This window comes from Streptomyces sp. NBC_01216 (assembly GCF_035994945.1).
Lineage (GTDB): Bacteria > Actinomycetota > Actinomycetes > Streptomycetales > Streptomycetaceae > Streptomyces.
The window spans coordinates 5,824,563-5,841,769 of sequence record NZ_CP108677.1; the positions used below are offsets into that span (position 1 = coordinate 5,824,563).

Consider the following 17,207-nt stretch of genomic DNA (forward strand, 5'->3'; position numbering starts at 1 on the left):
GACCCAGGGCGTGTCGCGGAAGCAGCTGCGTCCGCCCGGAGGGCGGGGCCCGCGGCGCCTGGTGCGTGCGATCGCGAGGCGGAGGATCGTCCTCGTACCGGGCGTCGTACTCGGATGACTCCGACAACGCGGGGAGCGTGCGTGCCAGGCGTCACGGACCGGGAGGGACTCTCGCAACACGTCCGTGATCAATACACCTAGGCCCGTGGTCCCGGACCGGGGCCGTCTCCGGACGGATACGCACCGTCACACCTCACCGGTACGGTGAGTGCATGAGTCATCGACCGCGCTCCGGCCTCGCCGCCGTGAGCACCGCACTGCTGGCGATGAGCCGCCACCTGGAGGTGCGCGACGTCCTCAAGACGATCGTGGCCTCCGCGCGCGAGCTGCTCGACGCCGAGTACGCGGCCCTGGGGGTGCCGGACGACCACGGCGGCTTCGCCCAGTTCGTGGTCGACGGCGTCGGCGAGGAGCAGTGGCGCGCCATCGGCCCGCTGCCACGCCAGCACGGCATCCTCGCCGCCATGCTCCACCGGGCCGAGCCCGAGCGGCTCGCCGACGTCCGGAAGGACCCGCGCTTCGAGGGCTGGCCCCCCGCCCACCCGGAGATGTCCGACTTCCTCGGCATGCCCATCCGGGACGGCGAGGAGACCATCGGCGCGCTCTTCCTGGCGAACAAGCGCTGCCGCGACACGCGACCGGCCCCCGGGGACGGCTGCGGGTTCACCGCCGGGGACGAGGAACTGCTCGCGATCCTCGCCCAGCACGCCGCCATCGCCCTGACCAACGCCCGCCTGTACGAGCGCAGCCGTGAGCTCACCATCGCGGAGGAACGTTCCCGCCTCGCCCACGAGCTGCACGACGCCGTCAGTCAGAAGCTCTTCTCACTGCGGCTCACCGCCCAGGCCGCCGCCGCCCTCGTGGACCGCGACCCGGTCCGTGCGAAGGGCGAACTCCAGCAGGTGGCCGCCCTCGCCGCGGAGGCCGCGGACGAGCTGCGCGCCGCCGTCGTCGAGCTGCGGCCGGCCGCGCTCGACGAGGACGGTCTCGTCCACACCCTGCGGACGCAGATCCAGGTGCTGGACCGCGCCCACAGCGCCCGCGTCACCTTCGACAGCCCCGGGATGCGCGCCCTGCCCGCCGCTCAGGAGGAAGCCCTCCTGCGGGTCGCTCAGGAAGCCCTGCACAACGCGCTGCGGCACGCCCGGCCGGCCCTCGTCGCGGTCTCCCTCGCCAGGCGCGGCCAGGGTGCCCTGCTCACCGTCCGGGACGACGGCACGGGCTTCGAACCCCGTACGGTCCGCAGCGCCGGCCGGCACCTGGGACTCGTCTCCATGCGGGACCGGGCCGGCGGCGTCGGCGGGCGACTCACCGTGACATCGGCGCCCGGCCGAGGCACCACGATCGAGATGGAGGTCCCCGGTGGCTGAGAAGACCATTCGCGTCCTGCTCGTCGACGACCACCAGGTCGTCCGGCGCGGGCTGCGGACCTTCCTGGAGGTCCAGGACGACATAGAGGTCGTCGGCGAGGCGGCCGACGGCGCGGACGGGATCGAGCGGGCCGAGGAGCTGCGGCCCGACGTCATCCTGATGGACGTCAGGATGCCCGGCATGGACGGCATCGAGGCCCTGCGCAAGCTGCGCGAGCTCGCCAACCCGGCACGGGTGCTGATCGTCACCAGCTTCACCGAGCAGCGCACGGTCGTCCCCGCGCTGCGCGCGGGTGCCTCCGGGTACGTCTACAAGGACGTGGACCCCGAGGCGCTGGCCGGGGCCATCCGCTCCGTCCACGCGGGCCACGTCCTGCTCCAGCCCGAGGTGGCCGGGGCCCTCCTCTCGCAGGAGGACGCGCCGAGCGGCACGGGCCGCGGCTCCACCCTCACGGAACGCGAGCGCGAGGTCCTCCGACTCATCGCTGACGGGCGGTCCAACCGGGAGATCGCGAGGGCGCTGGTGCTCTCGGAGAAGACCGTCAAGACGCACGTCTCGAACATCCTGATGAAGCTCGATCTGGCCGACCGGACCCAGGCGGCGTTGTGGGCGGTACGGCACGGCCTGAGTGCCTGAGTGCCTGAGTGCCTGAGTGGCCCGGCGCTCGGCCGGCGGAACGGAGGAAGGGAACGGAAGAGGACTTCCGTTCCCTTCTTCATACCGTCGGGTGTATGTCCCCCGTTCGGCGCAACCCGGAGAGGGTGGTGGCGTTCTCCATGGCGTGCTGCGGCGGCCCGGCCGCAGCGGATACCAGGAGGAACCCGAAAGTGAAGAAGCTCAAGAAGGCCGCCGCCCTCACCATGGTCGCCGGGGGCATCGTCGCCGCCGGCGCGGGGGTCGCCTCCGCCCAGGCGGACGCGCACGGCCAGGCCCTCGAATCGCCGGGTGTCGCCTCCGGCAACCTGGTGCAGGCCCCGGTGCACGTTCCCGTGAACGTCTCCGGCAACACCATCAACGTGGTCGGCCTGCTCAACCCGGCCTTCGGCAATACCGCCGCCAACGGCTGACCCCGGCGCCCCAGGCCCGGCCCCCGGACGATCCCCCCGGAGGCCGGGCCTCACGCGCTCCCGCGCCGGGCGCCGCGACACGGCCGCACCACGCGCGGGACCTCAGCGTTCCCGCTCCCGCTCCTCCACGTAGGCGTTGTACGCCGCGACCCGGGCACGGCGCGCCACCCGCTCCACCGGCCGCAGCGCCGCACCCCGCGCGGCCATCTCCGACGCGCTCGCAGCGCCCCCGTGACCGCCGTCGTACGCCAGCCCGACCAGCAGCCCCACCCGCCGCGCCAGCTCCAGGACCCGCACCGCGCGCGGCGGGTACCCGGGGGCCAGGATCTCGGCTCCCGCTTCCGCGCGAGCCCGGTACGCCTCCCGCGCGGCGTCCGCCGCCGGGCCCGAGGCCGCCACGTCCAGTCTGGTCAGCGCCGTCGTGGCATCCCGCAGCGCCTCCGCGAGCTCCCGCTCCGCCTCGCCCAGCGAGGGCACGTCGGCCGGCGGAGCCTCCCGCACCGCCAGGCACCGCCAGACGACCTCCACCCGCACGTCACCCGCCGGACCCATCTCGGTGACCCGAGGCACGAGACCGTACGGCGCGCCGAAACCGGTCACCGCCTCCTCGGCCTCCATCGCCCGCGCGTTGAACTCCGCCGGTCCGCTCAGCCCCAGCGGATGCCCCGGCGCGGGCAGCGCCACCCGCCACCCGGTCACCCCGAGCACCCGCAGCCGCCCCAGCGCCAGCGTCAGCCCGACCGGCGTCGCCTCACCCGGCAGCCCCTCGACGCGGTGCACCGCGTCCTCCCCGACAATGGCCGACGCCGCCTCGTCCGGCGACACCGACCCGGCCGACAGGGCATTGCCCCAAGCGGCCAGACGCCCTGAGCGTGGTTCCGAAAACATGCCCCCAGCCTAGGGACTCCGACGGCTGGGCAAGGGGGCACCGGACCCAACGGCGAACCTGAGGACCGCCCCGCTCCGTCAGTGGCGTAGGTTTTCCCTGGACGCCGCGCCCACAGGCGCCAGGCGACGACACGACTCGACCGCAAGGGGAGACAACGCGCTCATGAGCGATGTACTGGAGCTGGTGGACGTATCCGTGGTCCGCGACGGACGGGCTCTGGTGGACGAGGTCTCCTGGTCGGTCAAGGAGGGCGAGCGCTGGGTGATCCTCGGCCCCAACGGCGCCGGCAAGACCACCCTGCTGAACATCGCCTCCAGCTACCTCTTCCCGTCCTCCGGCACCGCCCGGATCCTCGGCGAGCGGCTCGGCGGCGTCGGCACGGACGTCTTCGACCTCCGACCGCGCATCGGCATGGCCGGTATCGCCATGGCCGAGAAGCTCCCCAAGCGGCAGACGGTCCTGGAGACCGTCCTCACCGCCGCGTACGGCATGACCGCCACCTGGCACGAGGACTACGACGCCGTCGACGAGGAGCGCGCCCGCGCCTTCCTCGACCGCCTCGGCATGACCGACTACCTCGACCGCAGGTTCGGCACCCTCTCCGAGGGCGAGCGCAAGCGCACCCTGATCGCCCGCGCCATGATGACCGACCCCGAGCTCCTCCTCCTGGACGAGCCCGCTGCCGGACTCGACCTCGGCGGCCGCGAGGACCTGGTCCGGCGCCTCGGCCGCCTCGCCCGCGACCCGTACGCCCCCTCCATGATCATGGTCACCCACCATGTCGAGGAGATCGCCCCGGGCTTCACACACGTCCTGATGATCCGCCAGGGCAAGGTGCTCGCCGCCGGACCGGTGGAGACCGAGCTGACCTCCCGCAACCTCTCGCTCTGCTTCGGCCTGCCTCTCGTCGTCGAGCACGTCGGCGACCGCTACACGGCCCAGGGACTCCCGCTCAAGTAAGCACCCCCGGGCGCCGGTTGCATCCTCCGCCAGATCACCGCCCGAGCCCCGCCCGGGAGACTCCCGGGGCCGACCGCGCCCTGTCCCCGGCGCCCCCGCCGCCCTACCATGACGACGTGGACATCGACGCGTGGCTCTGGTGGCTGATCGGCGCGGTGGGACTGGGCATCCCACTCGTTCTGACCGCGATGCCCGAATTCGGGATGTTCTCCGTCGGCGCGATCGCCGGAGCCGTGACGGCCGGTCTCGGTTTCGGCATCGTCGCGCAGGTGATCGTCTTCGCCGTCGTCTCGGTGGCTCTGCTCGCGGTGGTCCGCCCCATCGCGGCCCGTCATCGCGACGGCCCGCCCCGGCACGCCAGCGGCATCGACGCCCTGAAGGGCCGTCAAGCCGTCGTACTGGAACGGGTCGACGCCGACGGCGGACGCATCAAGCTCGCCGGCGAGGTCTGGTCGGCCCGCGCCCTCGACTCCGCTACGGCCTTCGAACCCGGCGATCAGGTCGACGTCGTCGACATCGACGGGGCGACCGCCGTCGTCATGTGACCGAACCCCCCACGCGAGGGCGCGCGGTCTGGGAAACTGGATCTTCAGAAGCACACCCGGCAGTCAACCCGCAGCGAAGGGCACAGGGAACACGATGTCAGCAGTCATCATCGTCCTGATCATTCTGGTGGTGCTTGTCTTCATCGCCCTGATCAAGACGATCCAGGTCATCCCGCAGGCGAGCGCCGCGATCGTGGAGCGGTTCGGACGCTACACCCGCACGCTCAACGCGGGCCTGAACATCGTCGTCCCGTTCATCGACTCGATCCGCAACCGAATCGACCTGCGCGAACAGGTCGTCCCCTTCCCGCCGCAGCCGGTGATCACCCAGGACAACCTGGTCGTCAACATCGACACCGTCATCTACTACCAGGTGACCGACGCCCGCGCCGCGACCTACGAAGTGGCCAGCTACATCCAGGCCATCGAACAGCTCACCGTCACCACCCTGCGCAACATCATCGGCGGCATGGACCTCGAACGGACCCTCACCTCCCGCGAGGAGATCAACGCCGCCCTCCGGGGCGTCCTCGACGAGGCCACCGGCAAGTGGGGCATCCGCGTCAACCGCGTCGAGCTCAAGGCGATCGAGCCGCCGACCTCCATCCAGGACTCGATGGAGAAGCAGATGCGCGCCGACCGCGACAAGCGCGCCGCGATCCTCACCGCCGAAGGCATCCGCCAGTCCCAGATCCTCACCGCCGAGGGCGAGAAGCAGTCCGCGATCCTGCGCGCCGAGGGCGAGGCCAAGGCCGCCGCCCTGCGCGCCGAGGGCGAGGCCCAGGCCGTCCGCACGGTCTTCGAAGCCATCCACGCCGGCGACCCGGACCAGAAGCTCCTCTCGTACCAGTACCTCCAGATGCTGCCGAAGATCGCCGAAGGCGACGCCAACAAGCTGTGGATCGTGCCCAGCGAGATCGGCGACGCCCTCAAGGGCCTCTCGGGCGCGTTCGGCAACCTCGGCGGCGGAGCCCCCGGCTTCAACACCGGTGCCGTGCCCGGCAGCCGCACCGGTACCGAGACCGAACGCCGCGAACAGCCCCCGGTCGACTGACCCGTACACGCGATCGTGCATGATCGGTGCGAGCCCCTCGACCCTCACGGGCGGGGAGGCGACTCACTGACCATGTAAGGGAGATGGCGTTGTCCATCTGGGAGATCCTGGCAGTCTTCGCGGCCGGCGTCGGAGCCGGCACCATCAACACCATCGTGGGATCGGGAACACTCATCACCTTCCCGGTCCTGCTGCTCACCGGCCTCCCCCCGGTGACGGCCACCGTCTCCAACGCCCTCGGCCTCATTCCCGGTTCCGTCAGCGGCGCCATCGGCTACCGCGAGGAACTCAAGGGCCAGCGCCGCCGTGTCCTCCGCCTCGGCGCCGTCGCCGCCGTCGGCGGCCTCACCGGCGCCGCGCTGCTGCTGACGCTCCCGCCCCGGGCCTTCGAGACGATCGTCCCCGTCCTCGTCGCCCTCGCCCTGGTGCTCGTCATCCTGCAGCCCCGCATCTCCAGGGCCGTCCTGGCCCGCCGCGAGCGCTCCGGAAGCCCCGGCGACCCCGACGGCGGGACGCTGCTGCTGACCGGACTCCTCCTCGCCAGTGTCTACGGCGGGTACTTCACCGCGGCCCAGGGGATCATCTACCTCTCCCTCATGGGCATGCTCCTCGCGGACAGCCTCCAGCGTCTCAACGCCGTGAAGAACGTCCTCGCCGCGATCGTCAACAGCATCGCCGCGCTCTTCTTCCTCTTCGTCGCCGACTTCGACTGGCCCGCCGTCGTCCTCATCGCCGTCGGCTCCGCCATCGGGGGCCAGATAGGCGCCAAGGTCGGACGCAGACTCCCGCCCACCGTCCTGCGCGGCGTCATCGTCACGGTCGGCACCGTCGCCATCGTCCAGCTCCTGCTCCGCTGACCCGTGCAACCCCGCCCCGGGGCCTGTTCCCTCCCTCCGGAGGGAGGGAACAGGCCCCGGGGCGGACGGCCCTCAGGCCGCCGAACCCGAAGCCGCCAGCCATTGCGGCAGCCCGGACCGCTCACCGGACCGCATCGCCAGCAGCATCGCGTCCGCGGGCGTCGGCACGAACGGCTGGTGCAACAGCGGCATCCCCGCCTGCTCCGGCGTCCTGTCGGCCTTGCGGTGATTGTCCTCGGCGCAGGACGCGACCGTGTTCAGCCAGCTGTCCCCGCCGCCCTGCGCCCGCGGTACCACATGGTCCACGGTCGTCGCCCGCCTCCCGCAGTACGCGCACCGGTGCTGGTCCCGCACCAGCACACCTCGCCTCGACCACGGAGCCTGTCTTCGGAACGGCACCCGGACGTAGCGGCAGAGCCGGATCACCGTGGGCACCGGAAGATCGACGGCGGCACCACGCATGCGCAGACCGGGATGCTCCTGCTCCACGACGGCCTTGTCCTGAAGCACCAGCACCACGGCACGGTTCAGCGTGACCGTGGAAAGCGGTTCGAAGCTCGCGTTCAGTACCAGTGTGTCCCGCATCCTGCGCACCTCCCGTACACCGGCCCAGCCCTCGTGGCAGGGCTTCCGGACGTGGATCAACTCTGGCCGGGCGCGCCGGGTTGGACAACGCAATATCCGTGCGGAACGAAAAGATGCCCGCTTCTGATCTCTCCAAGACCAGAAGCGGGCAAACAACAGACGAACGCTCAGCTGCCTTCGGGCCCCGTGTACTCGGCGACCAACTGGGCCCGCCCCAACGTATGGAAACGCAGGTTGAAGCCCACGGCCGCGGGCGACGCGTCCTCGTCCGGACCGAGCCTCTCCTGATCCACCGCGTACACCGTGAACACGTAGCGGTGGTTCTCCCCGGCCGGGGGAGCGGCCCCGCCGAAGTCCTTCGACCCGTAGTCGTTGCGGACGTGCGTCGCACCCGTCGGCAGCCCCGCGAACGCCCCCGAGCCCGCACCGGCCGGCAGCGCGGTCACGGACGCGGGGATGTCGAACAGCACCCAGTGCCAGAAGCCGCTGCCCGTCGGCGCGTCCGGGTCGAAGCAGGTGACGGCGAAACTCTTCGTCCCCGCCGGGAAGCCCTCCCAGCCCAGCTGCGGGGAGACGTTGCCCGCCGCGTGGACCTGAGTGTCCTTCAGCACCCCACCCGGCACGATGTCCTCGCTCACCACGGTGAACTCCGGCACCGGCGGATGGAAGTCGTGAGGGAGCGGCGCCCTCTTCACCTCGGCCACCTTTTCCTCGGCCACGTCCGAACCTCCGTATCGCCAGCTGCGGGACCACCCCGAGCTTACGACGCGGCGGGAGGTGAGAAGGGCGACCGGGCTTCCGACACTCCCGCCGTCCGCTCCCCGTGCTCCCCGGGCCACCGGAGCCCGCGGCCAGGCCGGCCCACCGCCGCACCCGAGGGACGCCACGGCCCGGCGCCTGGAGCCCGCCCCGGACACCCTGTCAACGACGCGCTTTCCCAAGGAGATTGAAATGATTACAGGAAGGTCACTACGATTGGATCTCGAACCTTCGCGCGATCGAGCACCCTCAGGGGTGGCTGCGAAGACACCGCCGCGGCCGTGCACCTGCACGGAGCCGGGAATCACCCTCCCTCATCGCCTGGTCCGCGGCCCAACGAAGAAGGAGCCCGCCTCCGTGGCGTCCCACCGTCGTCCCAAGCAGCAGAGCCGCACCCGCACGACCGTGCTCACCGCTACCGCCGCCGCGGCCGTGGCCCTGACCTCCCAGGCCGCCCACGCCGACCCCAAGCCGACCAAGAGCGAGGTCAAGGCGGCGGTGGACAAGCTCTACCACGAGGCGGAGGTGGCCACCGAGCAGTACAACGGGGCCAAGGAGAAGCAGGAGAAGCTCGAGTCCCAGATCGACGCCCTGCAGGACAAGGTGGCCCGCGGTCAGCAGGACCTCAACACGCTGCGCTCCGGCCTCGGTTCGCTCGCCGCAGCCCAGTACCGCTCCGGCGGCATCGACCCCTCGCTGCAGCTCTTCCTCGCCTCGGACCCGGACGACTACCTCGACCGGGCGTCCGTACTCGACCAGGCGACGGCCAAGCAGGCCCAGTCCATGGAGACGATCCAGACGAAGCAGCGCGCCCTCGCCCAGCAGCGGACGGAGGCCCAGGCCAAGCTGACCGACCTCGCGGACGTCCGCAGGACGCTCGCGGCGAGGAAGAAGGAGCAGCAGGGCAAGCTCGCGGAGGCGCAGAAGGTGCTCAACACCCTGACCGCGGCCGAGCGAGAGAGGATGCGCGAGGACGACGTGCGCGCCGGCCGCGCCGCCGGCGAACGGGTCGAACTCGGCAAGGAGACCCCCGCCTCCGCCCTCGGCGCCGCCGCGCTCCAGGCGGCCGCCACCCGGGTGGGCAAGCCGTACTTCCGCAGCGCCACCGGCCCCAACGCCTTCGACTGCTCCGGCCTGACCCAGTGGTCCTACGCCCAGGCCGGCGCCCGGATCACCCGCACCACGTACACCCAGATCAACGAGGGCACCCGTATCCCGCGCAGCCAACTGAAGCCGGGCGACTTGGTCTTCTTCAACAACACCTCACACGTGGGGCTGTACGCGGGCAACAACACCGTCCTCCACGCCCCCTACCCGGGTGCCTACGTCCGCTACGAGTCGATGAACACCATCGGCAGCTTCCAGGCCGCGGTGCGTATCTGAGCACGGCACCGGCCGGGGAGGGTCCGTCGGCACTGCGAAGGACCCTCCGGAACGGCCCGGTCAGAACCAGTTGCGCTTGCCGCCGACGTCGGCGAGCCACTGGTTGAGGTAGGCGGCCCAGTCGGTGCCGTGGAAGTCGTGCAGACCCACCCGGAAACTACGGAACGAGTCGCTGCCCTCGCTGAACAGGCCCGGCTTCTTGTCCATCTCCAGGACGACGTCCATCTCGCGGTCGTCCGCGACGAAACTGACCTCGACCTGGTTCAGCCCCCGGTACTGCTGGGGCGGGAAGAACTCGATCTCCTGGTAGAACGGCAGCCGCTGCCGGGTGCCGCGGATGTGCCCCCGCTCCATGTCCGCGCTCTTGAAGCGGAATCCGAGCTGGATGAAGGCGTCGAGGATCGCCTGCTGCGCCGGCAGCGGGTGCACGTTGATCGGGTCCAGGTCACCCGAGTCCACCGCCCTGGCGATCTCCAGCTCCGTGGTCACACCGATGTTCATGCCGCGCAGCTGCTGCCCTTCGATCGCGGTGACCGGCGTCTCCCAGGGAATCTCCAGCCCGAACGGCACGACGTGCACCGCACCCGCCTTCACCTCGAAGGCACCCCCGAGCCGGACCTTGACGAACTCGATGTTCTGCTTGAACTCCTGCTCGCCGCCCTCGACTTCGACCCGCGCCTGCAGCCCGACGGACAGCCCCTCGATCTGCTGGTCGACCGACCCGCCCTGGATCCGCACCTCGCCCTGGACGACCCCGCCGGGGACGACGTTCTCCTCGGTGAGCACCGTCTCCACGGACGCGCCGCCGGCGCCCAGGCTCGCGAGCAGCTTCTTGAATCCCATGTCCACTCCTTGTTGGGTCCTGACCCCTACATACGCGCCACGACCGTAGCCGGTTCCCCGTACGCGACCGTGCGCCCCCCGGTAGGCTCGGTGGCCATGAGCGAGAACCCCGGCCGTACGCCGCGCCCACGGGGGCGTAGGGCCGGGGCGATCGACCCGGGGTCCCACGCCTTCCGGGGCCGTACCGTCCGCGGCGCCGCGATGTTCGGTGCGGCCGGGCACGCGTACTCCCCCTATGGCATGTCAAGGCGATCCGCATGAACGTTGACTTCCTCGCCCGTCCCGCCGAGGAGGTCGCCCCCAGGCTGCTCGGGAGCGTCCTCGCCTGCAGGACCCCCGAAGGGGCCGTGAGCATCGCCGTCACGGAGACCGAGGCATACTCCGGTACGGCCGACCCGGCTTCCCATGCCTACCGGGGCCAGACTCCCCGTAACGCCGTCATGTTCGGACCCGCGGGACACCTGTACGTCTACCGGTCCCACGGTCTCCATTGGTGCGCCAACGTCGTCACCGGAACAGACGGAGTCGCTTCGGCCGTCCTCATCCGGGCAGGCAGGGTCGTCGAAGGGGAAGACCTGGCGCGCAAGCGGCGAGGAGCGGAGGTCGGGAGTGCACGCCTCGCGCGGGGTCCGGGGAACCTCTGCCGGGCGCTCGGCGTCACGGCGGAGCACAACGGCACAGACCTGCTGACGGGCACCTCGGTCGTGCTGTCCGAGGGTGAGGCGGTACCCGCTGCGCTGATCCGGGTGGGCCCACGGGTGGGCGTGAGCAAAGCCCACGACTGGCAGCATCGCTTCTACATCGCCGGTGACGCGACGGTCTCGGCGTACCGGTTGAGTCCGAGAGCCATGAGGGGGGCTTGACTCAACTTGACTTGGATGCTCCGGACGCCTAGTGTTTTCCGAGCCGCTTGAGAAGGGCCCTGCTTGTTCAAGCATCCCGGAGCGGTCAACCACTACCTACGACGAACCCAAGCCGGGTCTTTTTCAGCGTGCCGAAAAAGCATTCGACTGACTCGATTATGAGTCCCCCGGGAATTCGGCTAACGTAGTGAACACGCCGGAAGGGCCCGGAGCGAAAGCGAACGGGACCGGAAAGCACCGAGGAAATCGGACCGGGAAGGTCTGGTAGAGTCGGAAACGCAAGACCGAAGGGAAAATGCCCGGAGGAAAGCCCGAGAGGGTGAGTACGAAGGAAGCGTCCGTTCCTTGAGAACTCAACAGCGTGCCAAAAATCAACGCCAGATTAGTTGATACCCCGTCCATCTTCGGATGGTCGTGGTTCCTTTGAAAGTCCTGTCGGCCCTTGTGGTGGGCAGGCGACATACACAGCGAGGACGCTGTGAACGACCGGTCCTATTCCGACTGGTCGTTCCGCTCTCGTGATGTGTGCACCCGCGGCCCTTCATCGGGCATTGGTCGGGTAAACATTCACGGAGAGTTTGATCCTGGCTCAGGACGAACGCTGGCGGCGTGCTTAACACATGCAAGTCGAACGATGAAGCCCTTCGGGGTGGATTAGTGGCGAACGGGTGAGTAACACGTGGGCAATCTGCCCTTCACTCTGGGACAAGCCCTGGAAACGGGGTCTAATACCGGATAATACCGGCTTCCGCATGGGGGTTGGTTGAAAGCTCCGGCGGTGAAGGATGAGCCCGCGGCCTATCAGCTTGTTGGTGGGGTAATGGCCTACCAAGGCGACGACGGGTAGCCGGCCTGAGAGGGCGACCGGCCACACTGGGACTGAGACACGGCCCAGACTCCTACGGGAGGCAGCAGTGGGGAATATTGCACAATGGGCGAAAGCCTGATGCAGCGACGCCGCGTGAGGGATGACGGCCTTCGGGTTGTAAACCTCTTTCAGCAGGGAAGAAGCGAAAGTGACGGTACCTGCAGAAGAAGCGCCGGCTAACTACGTGCCAGCAGCCGCGGTAATACGTAGGGCGCAAGCGTTGTCCGGAATTATTGGGCGTAAAGAGCTCGTAGGCGGCTTGTCACGTCGGGTGTGAAAGCCCGGGGCTTAACCCCGGGTCTGCATTCGATACGGGCAGGCTAGAGTGTGGTAGGGGAGATCGGAATTCCTGGTGTAGCGGTGAAATGCGCAGATATCAGGAGGAACACCGGTGGCGAAGGCGGATCTCTGGGCCATTACTGACGCTGAGGAGCGAAAGCGTGGGGAGCGAACAGGATTAGATACCCTGGTAGTCCACGCCGTAAACGTTGGGAACTAGGTGTTGGCGACATTCCACGTCGTCGGTGCCGCAGCTAACGCATTAAGTTCCCCGCCTGGGGAGTACGGCCGCAAGGCTAAAACTCAAAGGAATTGACGGGGGCCCGCACAAGCAGCGGAGCATGTGGCTTAATTCGACGCAACGCGAAGAACCTTACCAAGGCTTGACATATACCGGAAAGCATTAGAGATAGTGCCCCCCTTGTGGTCGGTATACAGGTGGTGCATGGCTGTCGTCAGCTCGTGTCGTGAGATGTTGGGTTAAGTCCCGCAACGAGCGCAACCCTTGTCCTGTGTTGCCAGCATGCCCTTCGGGGTGATGGGGACTCACAGGAGACCGCCGGGGTCAACTCGGAGGAAGGTGGGGACGACGTCAAGTCATCATGCCCCTTATGTCTTGGGCTGCACACGTGCTACAATGGCCGGTACAAAGAGCTGCGATGCCGTGAGGCGGAGCGAATCTCAAAAAGCCGGTCTCAGTTCGGATTGGGGTCTGCAACTCGACCCCATGAAGTCGGAGTTGCTAGTAATCGCAGATCAGCATTGCTGCGGTGAATACGTTCCCGGGCCTTGTACACACCGCCCGTCACGTCACGAAAGTCGGTAACACCCGAAGCCGGTGGCCCAACCCCTTGTGGGAGGGAGCTGTCGAAGGTGGGACTGGCGATTGGGACGAAGTCGTAACAAGGTAGCCGTACCGGAAGGTGCGGCTGGATCACCTCCTTTCTAAGGAGCACTTCTTACCAGGCTTGCCTGGTCAAGGGGCCAGTACACCGGCGAGTGTCCGGTGCTGGTTGCTCAAGGGTGGAACGTTGATTAGTTGGCGTGAGAGTCCTGTGGGACCACTAGTACTGCTTCGGCGTGGAACGTGGATCTTGTTCGGGAGGCTCGCGCTTGGCACGTTGTTGGGTGTCTGAGGGTGCGGCCGTGAGGTCGTTGCCTTCGTGATGCCGGCCCCAGTGAACCTGTTGCTTGTCGACGGGGTGATGGGTGGCTGGTCGTTGCTTGAGAACTACACAGTGGACGCGAGCATCTGTGGCCAAGTTTTTAAGGGCGCACGGTGGATGCCTTGGTACCAGGAACCGATGAAGGACGTGGGAGGCCACGATAGTCCCCGGGGAGCCGTCAACCAGGCTTTGATCCGGGGGTTTCCGAATGGGGAAACCCGGCAGTCGTCATGGGCTGTCACCCATGCCTGAACACATAGGGCATGTGGAGGGAACGAGGGGAAGTGAAACATCTCAGTACCCTCAGGAAGAGAAAACAACCGTGATTCCGGGAGTAGTGGCGAGCGAAACCGGATGAGGCCAAACCGTATGCGTGTGATACCCGGCAGGGGTTGCGCATGCGGGGTTGTGGGATCTCTCTTTCACAGTCTGCCGGCTGTGAGGCGAGTCAGAAACCGTTGATGTAGGCGAAGGACATGCGAAAGGTCCGGCGTAGAGGGTAAGACCCCCGTAGCTGAAACATTGACGGCTCGTTTGAGAGACACCCAAGTAGCACGGGGCCCGAGAAATCCCGTGTGAATCTGGCGGGACCACCCGCTAAGCCTAAATATTCCCTGGTGACCGATAGCGGATAGTACCGTGAGGGAATGGTGAAAAGTACCGCGGGAGCGGAGTGAAATAGTACCTGAAACCGTGTGCCTACAAGCCGTGGGAGCGTCGCATGCAAGCTTGCTTGTATGTCGTGACTGCGTGCCTTTTGAAGAATGAGCCTGCGAGTTTGCGGTGTGTTGCGAGGTTAACCCGTGTGGGGAAGCCGTAGCGAAAGCGAGTCCGAATAGGGCGTTTGAGTAGCACGCTCAAGACCCGAAGCGGAGTGATCTAGCCATGGGCAGGTTGAAGCGGAGGTAAGACTTCGTGGAGGACCGAACCCACCAGGGTTGAAAACCTGGGGGATGACCTGTGGTTAGGGGTGAAAGGCCAATCAAACTCCGTGATAGCTGGTTCTCCCCGAAATGCATTTAGGTGCAGCGTCGTGTGTTTCTTGCCGGAGGTAGAGCACTGGATAGGCGATGGGCCCTACCGGGTTACTGACCTTAGCCAAACTCCGAATGCCGGTAAGTGAGAGCGCGGCAGTGAGACTGTGGGGGATAAGCTCCATGGTCGAGAGGGAAACAGCCCAGAGCATCGACTAAGGCCCCTAAGCGTACGCTAAGTGGGAAAGGATGTGGAGTCGCAGAGACAACCAGGAGGTTGGCTTAGAAGCAGCCACCCTTGAAAGAGTGCGTAATAGCTCACTGGTCAAGTGATTCCGCGCCGACAATGTAGCGGGGCTCAAGCGTACCGCCGAAGTCGTGTCATTGCAGTATGTACCCCCAACGGGGACTGTGATGGGTAGGGGAGCGTCGTGTGCCGGGTGAAGCAGCCGCGGAAGCGAGTTGTGGACGGTTCACGAGTGAGAATGCAGGCATGAGTAGCGATACACACGTGAGAAACGTGTGCGCCGATTGACTAAGGGTTCCTGGGTCAAGCTGATCTGCCCAGGGTAAGTCGGGACCTAAGGCGAGGCCGACAGGCGTAGTCGATGGACAACCGGTTGATATTCCGGTACCCGCTTTGAAACGCCCAGTATCGAGCCCATTGATGCTAAGGCCGTGAAGCCGTCCTGGATCCTTCGGGTGAAGGGAAGTGGTGGAGCCGCTGATCCAAGGTGGTAGTAGGTAAGCGATGGGGTGACGCAGGAAGGTAGTCCAGCCCGGGCGGTGGTTGTCCCGGGGTAAGGGTGTAGGCCGTGTGATAGGTAAATCCGTCGCACGTTAAGGCTGAGACCTGATGCCGAGCCGATTGTGGTGAAGTGGATGATCCTATGCTGTCGAGAAAAGCCTCTAGCGAGTTTCATGGCGGCCCGTACCCTAAACCGACTCAGGTGGTCAGGTAGAGAATACCGAGGCGTTCGGGTGAACTATGGTTAAGGAACTCGGCAAAATGCCCCCGTAACTTCGGGAGAAGGGGGGCCATGTCTGGTGATGAGTCTTGCACTCTGAGCTGGGTGTGGCCGCAGAGACCAGCGAGAAGCGACTGTTTACTAAAAACACAGGTCCGTGCGAAGCCGTAAGGCGATGTATACGGACTGACGCCTGCCCGGTGCTGGAACGTTAAGGGGACCGGTTAGTGATCTTTCGGGGTTGCGAAGCTGAGAACTTAAGCGCCAGTAAACGGCGGTGGTAACTATAACCATCCTAAGGTAGCGAAATTCCTTGTCGGGTAAGTTCCGACCTGCACGAATGGCGTAACGACTTCTCGACTGTCTCAACCATAGGCCCGGTGAAATTGCACTACGAGTAAAGATGCTCGTTTCGCGCAGCAGGACGGAAAGACCCCGGGACCTTTACTACAGTTTGATATTGGTGTTCGGTTCGGCTTGTGTAGGATAGGTGGGAGACTTTGAAGCTGTGACGCCAGTCATGGTGGAGTCGCCGTTGAAATACCACTCTGGTCGTGCTGGATGTCTAACCTCGGTCCGTGATCCGGATCAGGGACAGTGTCTGATGGGTAGTTTAACTGGGGCGGTTGCCTCCCAAAGAGTAACGGAGGCGCCCAAAGGTTCCCTCAGCCTGGTTGGCAATCAGGTGTTGAGTGTAAGTGCACAAGGGAGCTTGACTGTGAGACCGACGGGTCGAGCAGGGACGAAAGTCGGGACTAGTGATCCGGCGGTGGCTTGTGGAAGCGCCGTCGCTCAACGGATAAAAGGTACCCCGGGGATAACAGGCTGATCTTCCCCAAGAGTCCATATCGACGGGATGGTTTGGCACCTCGATGTCGGCTCGTCGCATCCTGGGGCTGGAGTCGGTCCCAAGGGTTGGGCTGTTCGCCCATTAAAGCGGTACGCGAGCTGGGTTTAGAACGTCGTGAGACAGTTCGGTCCCTATCCGCTGTGCGCGTAGGAATATTGAGAAGGGCTGTCCCTAGTACGAGAGGACCGGGACGGACGAACCTCTGGTGTGCCAGTTGTCCTGCCAAGGGCATGGCTGGTTGGCTACGTTCGGGAGGGATAACCGCTGAAAGCATCTAAGCGGGAAGCCTGCTTCGAGATGAGTATTCCCACCTCCTTGAGAGGGTAAGGCTCCCAGTAGACGACTGGGTTGATAGGCCGGATGTGGAAGCCCAGTAATGGGTGGAGCTGACCGGTACTAATAGGCCGAGGGCTTGTCCTCATTTGCTCGCGTCCACTGTGTGGTTCCCGGGTTGCGAACAGTCGCACCGGTTGAACCAGCTCCACTACTTAACTAAAGAGTGTGCTTGTTCGCTAGAACCCGATAGGGTTTCGGTGGTCATAGCGTTAGGGAAACGCCCGGTTACATTCCGAACCCGGAAGCTAAGCCTTTCAGCGCCGATGGTACTGCAGGGGGGACCCTGTGGGAGAGTAGGACGCCGCCGAACAATCTTTCAGGACCCTTGGTCCCAGCGTTCACGCTGGGACCAAGGGTCCTTTTGTTTTTACCTTGAATTGTTTCGAAGCGCGTCGGAGTGCCGGCTGCGCGAGAATGACTGCAGTACCCGAAGACAGGAGTCACGTCGATGTCCACCAACTCTCCCGACGACCGTCCGGAGCGCGAACCGCGTCGTAGGGACGGTGGCGAGCGGGGCGGCTTCCGTGGGC

General features: G+C 66.4%; 13 protein-coding genes and 3 rRNA genes. 12 read left to right on the forward strand and 4 right to left on the reverse strand.

All coding sequences use genetic code 11. The features are described 5' to 3' along the window. Window positions 1-272: 272 nt before the first annotated feature. From OG393_RS26120 to OG393_RS26130, 3 genes are all read left to right on the forward strand, one after another. A complete protein-coding gene (locus OG393_RS26120; protein ID WP_327377146.1) occupies window positions 273-1,430 on the forward strand; it encodes a GAF domain-containing sensor histidine kinase in 1,158 nt (385 codons plus the stop codon). Then, window positions 1,423-2,067 carry a response regulator transcription factor gene (locus OG393_RS26125; RefSeq protein WP_327377147.1) on the forward strand — a complete coding sequence of 215 codons (645 nt, stop codon included), beginning with the start codon at window positions 1,423-1,425 and terminating at the stop codon, window positions 2,065-2,067. Before OG393_RS26120 ends, OG393_RS26125 begins: the two co-directional genes overlap by 8 nt. Before the next feature lie 191 nt (window positions 2,068-2,258). Further along, on the forward strand, window positions 2,259-2,498 hold the full coding sequence (locus OG393_RS26130; protein ID WP_327377148.1) for a chaplin: 240 nt from the start codon (window positions 2,259-2,261) through the stop codon (window positions 2,496-2,498). A gap of 102 nt (window positions 2,499-2,600) precedes the next feature. Here OG393_RS26130 and OG393_RS26135 read toward each other — a convergent pair whose 3' ends face one another. After that, a complete protein-coding gene (locus tag OG393_RS26135) occupies window positions 2,601-3,386 on the reverse strand; it encodes a hypothetical protein (RefSeq protein WP_327377149.1) in 786 nt (261 codons plus the stop codon). A gap of 163 nt (window positions 3,387-3,549) precedes the next feature. Between OG393_RS26135 and OG393_RS26140 the strand changes: the two genes are divergently transcribed. The 4 genes from OG393_RS26140 (at window position 3,550) to OG393_RS26155 (ending at window position 6,803) form a co-directional block, all read left to right on the forward strand. After that, window positions 3,550-4,347, forward strand: a complete 798-nt coding sequence (locus OG393_RS26140) for an ABC transporter ATP-binding protein (RefSeq protein ID WP_327377150.1) — start codon at window positions 3,550-3,552, stop codon at window positions 4,345-4,347. 116 nt (window positions 4,348-4,463) lie between these two features. Next, window positions 4,464-4,892, forward strand: a complete 429-nt coding sequence (locus tag OG393_RS26145) for an NfeD family protein (protein WP_327377151.1) — start codon at window positions 4,464-4,466, stop codon at window positions 4,890-4,892. A 94-nt stretch (window positions 4,893-4,986) separates the two neighbouring features. Beyond that, window positions 4,987-5,946, forward strand: coding sequence for an SPFH domain-containing protein (locus tag OG393_RS26150; protein ID WP_147977372.1), 960 nt, complete (start codon window positions 4,987-4,989; stop codon window positions 5,944-5,946). Between the two features lie 89 nt (window positions 5,947-6,035). Next, window positions 6,036-6,803: a sulfite exporter TauE/SafE family protein gene (locus OG393_RS26155; RefSeq protein ID WP_327377152.1), complete on the forward strand. Its 768-nt coding sequence runs from the start codon at window positions 6,036-6,038 to the stop codon at window positions 6,801-6,803. Window positions 6,804-6,875: 72 nt separating this feature from the next. Here OG393_RS26155 and OG393_RS26160 read toward each other — a convergent pair whose 3' ends face one another. Together OG393_RS26160 and OG393_RS26165 are read right to left on the reverse strand one after the other, a co-directional pair. Next, entirely contained in the window at window positions 6,876-7,388 is a 513-nt protein-coding gene (locus OG393_RS26160) for an HNH endonuclease (protein ID WP_327377153.1), read from the reverse strand. A 167-nt stretch (window positions 7,389-7,555) separates the two neighbouring features. Then, window positions 7,556-8,092: a YbhB/YbcL family Raf kinase inhibitor-like protein gene (locus OG393_RS26165; RefSeq protein WP_327378553.1), complete on the reverse strand. Its 537-nt coding sequence runs from the start codon at window positions 8,090-8,092 to the stop codon at window positions 7,556-7,558. 412 nt (window positions 8,093-8,504) lie between these two features. Between OG393_RS26165 and OG393_RS26170 the strand changes: the two genes are divergently transcribed. Further along, window positions 8,505-9,530, forward strand: coding sequence for a C40 family peptidase (locus OG393_RS26170; protein WP_327377154.1), 1,026 nt, complete (start codon window positions 8,505-8,507; stop codon window positions 9,528-9,530). Between the two features lie 60 nt (window positions 9,531-9,590). On the opposite strand, the gene OG393_RS26175 is transcribed toward OG393_RS26170, so the two are convergent. After that, a complete protein-coding gene (locus OG393_RS26175; RefSeq protein ID WP_327377155.1) occupies window positions 9,591-10,373 on the reverse strand; it encodes a sporulation protein in 783 nt (260 codons plus the stop codon). A gap of 257 nt (window positions 10,374-10,630) precedes the next feature. Between OG393_RS26175 and OG393_RS26185 the strand changes: the two genes are divergently transcribed. From OG393_RS26185 to rrf, 4 genes are all read left to right on the forward strand, one after another. Continuing rightward, on the forward strand, window positions 10,631-11,236 hold the full coding sequence (locus OG393_RS26185) for a DNA-3-methyladenine glycosylase (protein WP_327377156.1): 606 nt from the start codon (window positions 10,631-10,633) through the stop codon (window positions 11,234-11,236). A 566-nt stretch (window positions 11,237-11,802) separates the two neighbouring features. After that, window positions 11,803-13,328, forward strand: a 16S ribosomal RNA gene (locus tag OG393_RS26190). A gap of 311 nt (window positions 13,329-13,639) precedes the next feature. Next, window positions 13,640-16,761 (forward strand): 23S ribosomal RNA (locus OG393_RS26195). A gap of 109 nt (window positions 16,762-16,870) precedes the next feature. Next, window positions 16,871-16,987: ribosomal RNA gene (rrf, locus tag OG393_RS26200) — 5S ribosomal RNA — on the forward strand. The 16S, 23S and 5S rRNA genes sit together here, the layout of an rRNA operon. The last annotated feature ends 220 nt before the right edge of the window (window positions 16,988-17,207 follow it).

Coding starts and splice junctions, on each gene's coding strand:
- OG393_RS26135 (WP_327377149.1), bottom strand. CDS start 3,386: ATGTTTTCGGAACCACGCTCAGGGCGTCTGGCCGCTTGGGGCAATGCC.
- OG393_RS26185 (WP_327377156.1), top strand. CDS start 10,631: ATGAACGTTGACTTCCTCGCCCGTCCCGCCGAGGAGGTCGCCCCCAGG.
- OG393_RS26140 (WP_327377150.1), top strand. CDS start 3,550: ATGAGCGATGTACTGGAGCTGGTGGACGTATCCGTGGTCCGCGACGGA.
- OG393_RS26150 (WP_147977372.1), top strand. CDS start 4,987: ATGTCAGCAGTCATCATCGTCCTGATCATTCTGGTGGTGCTTGTCTTC.
- OG393_RS26160 (WP_327377153.1), bottom strand. CDS start 7,388: ATGCGGGACACACTGGTACTGAACGCGAGCTTCGAACCGCTTTCCACG.
- OG393_RS26120 (WP_327377146.1), top strand. CDS start 273: ATGAGTCATCGACCGCGCTCCGGCCTCGCCGCCGTGAGCACCGCACTG.
- OG393_RS26175 (WP_327377155.1), bottom strand. CDS start 10,373: ATGGGATTCAAGAAGCTGCTCGCGAGCCTGGGCGCCGGCGGCGCGTCC.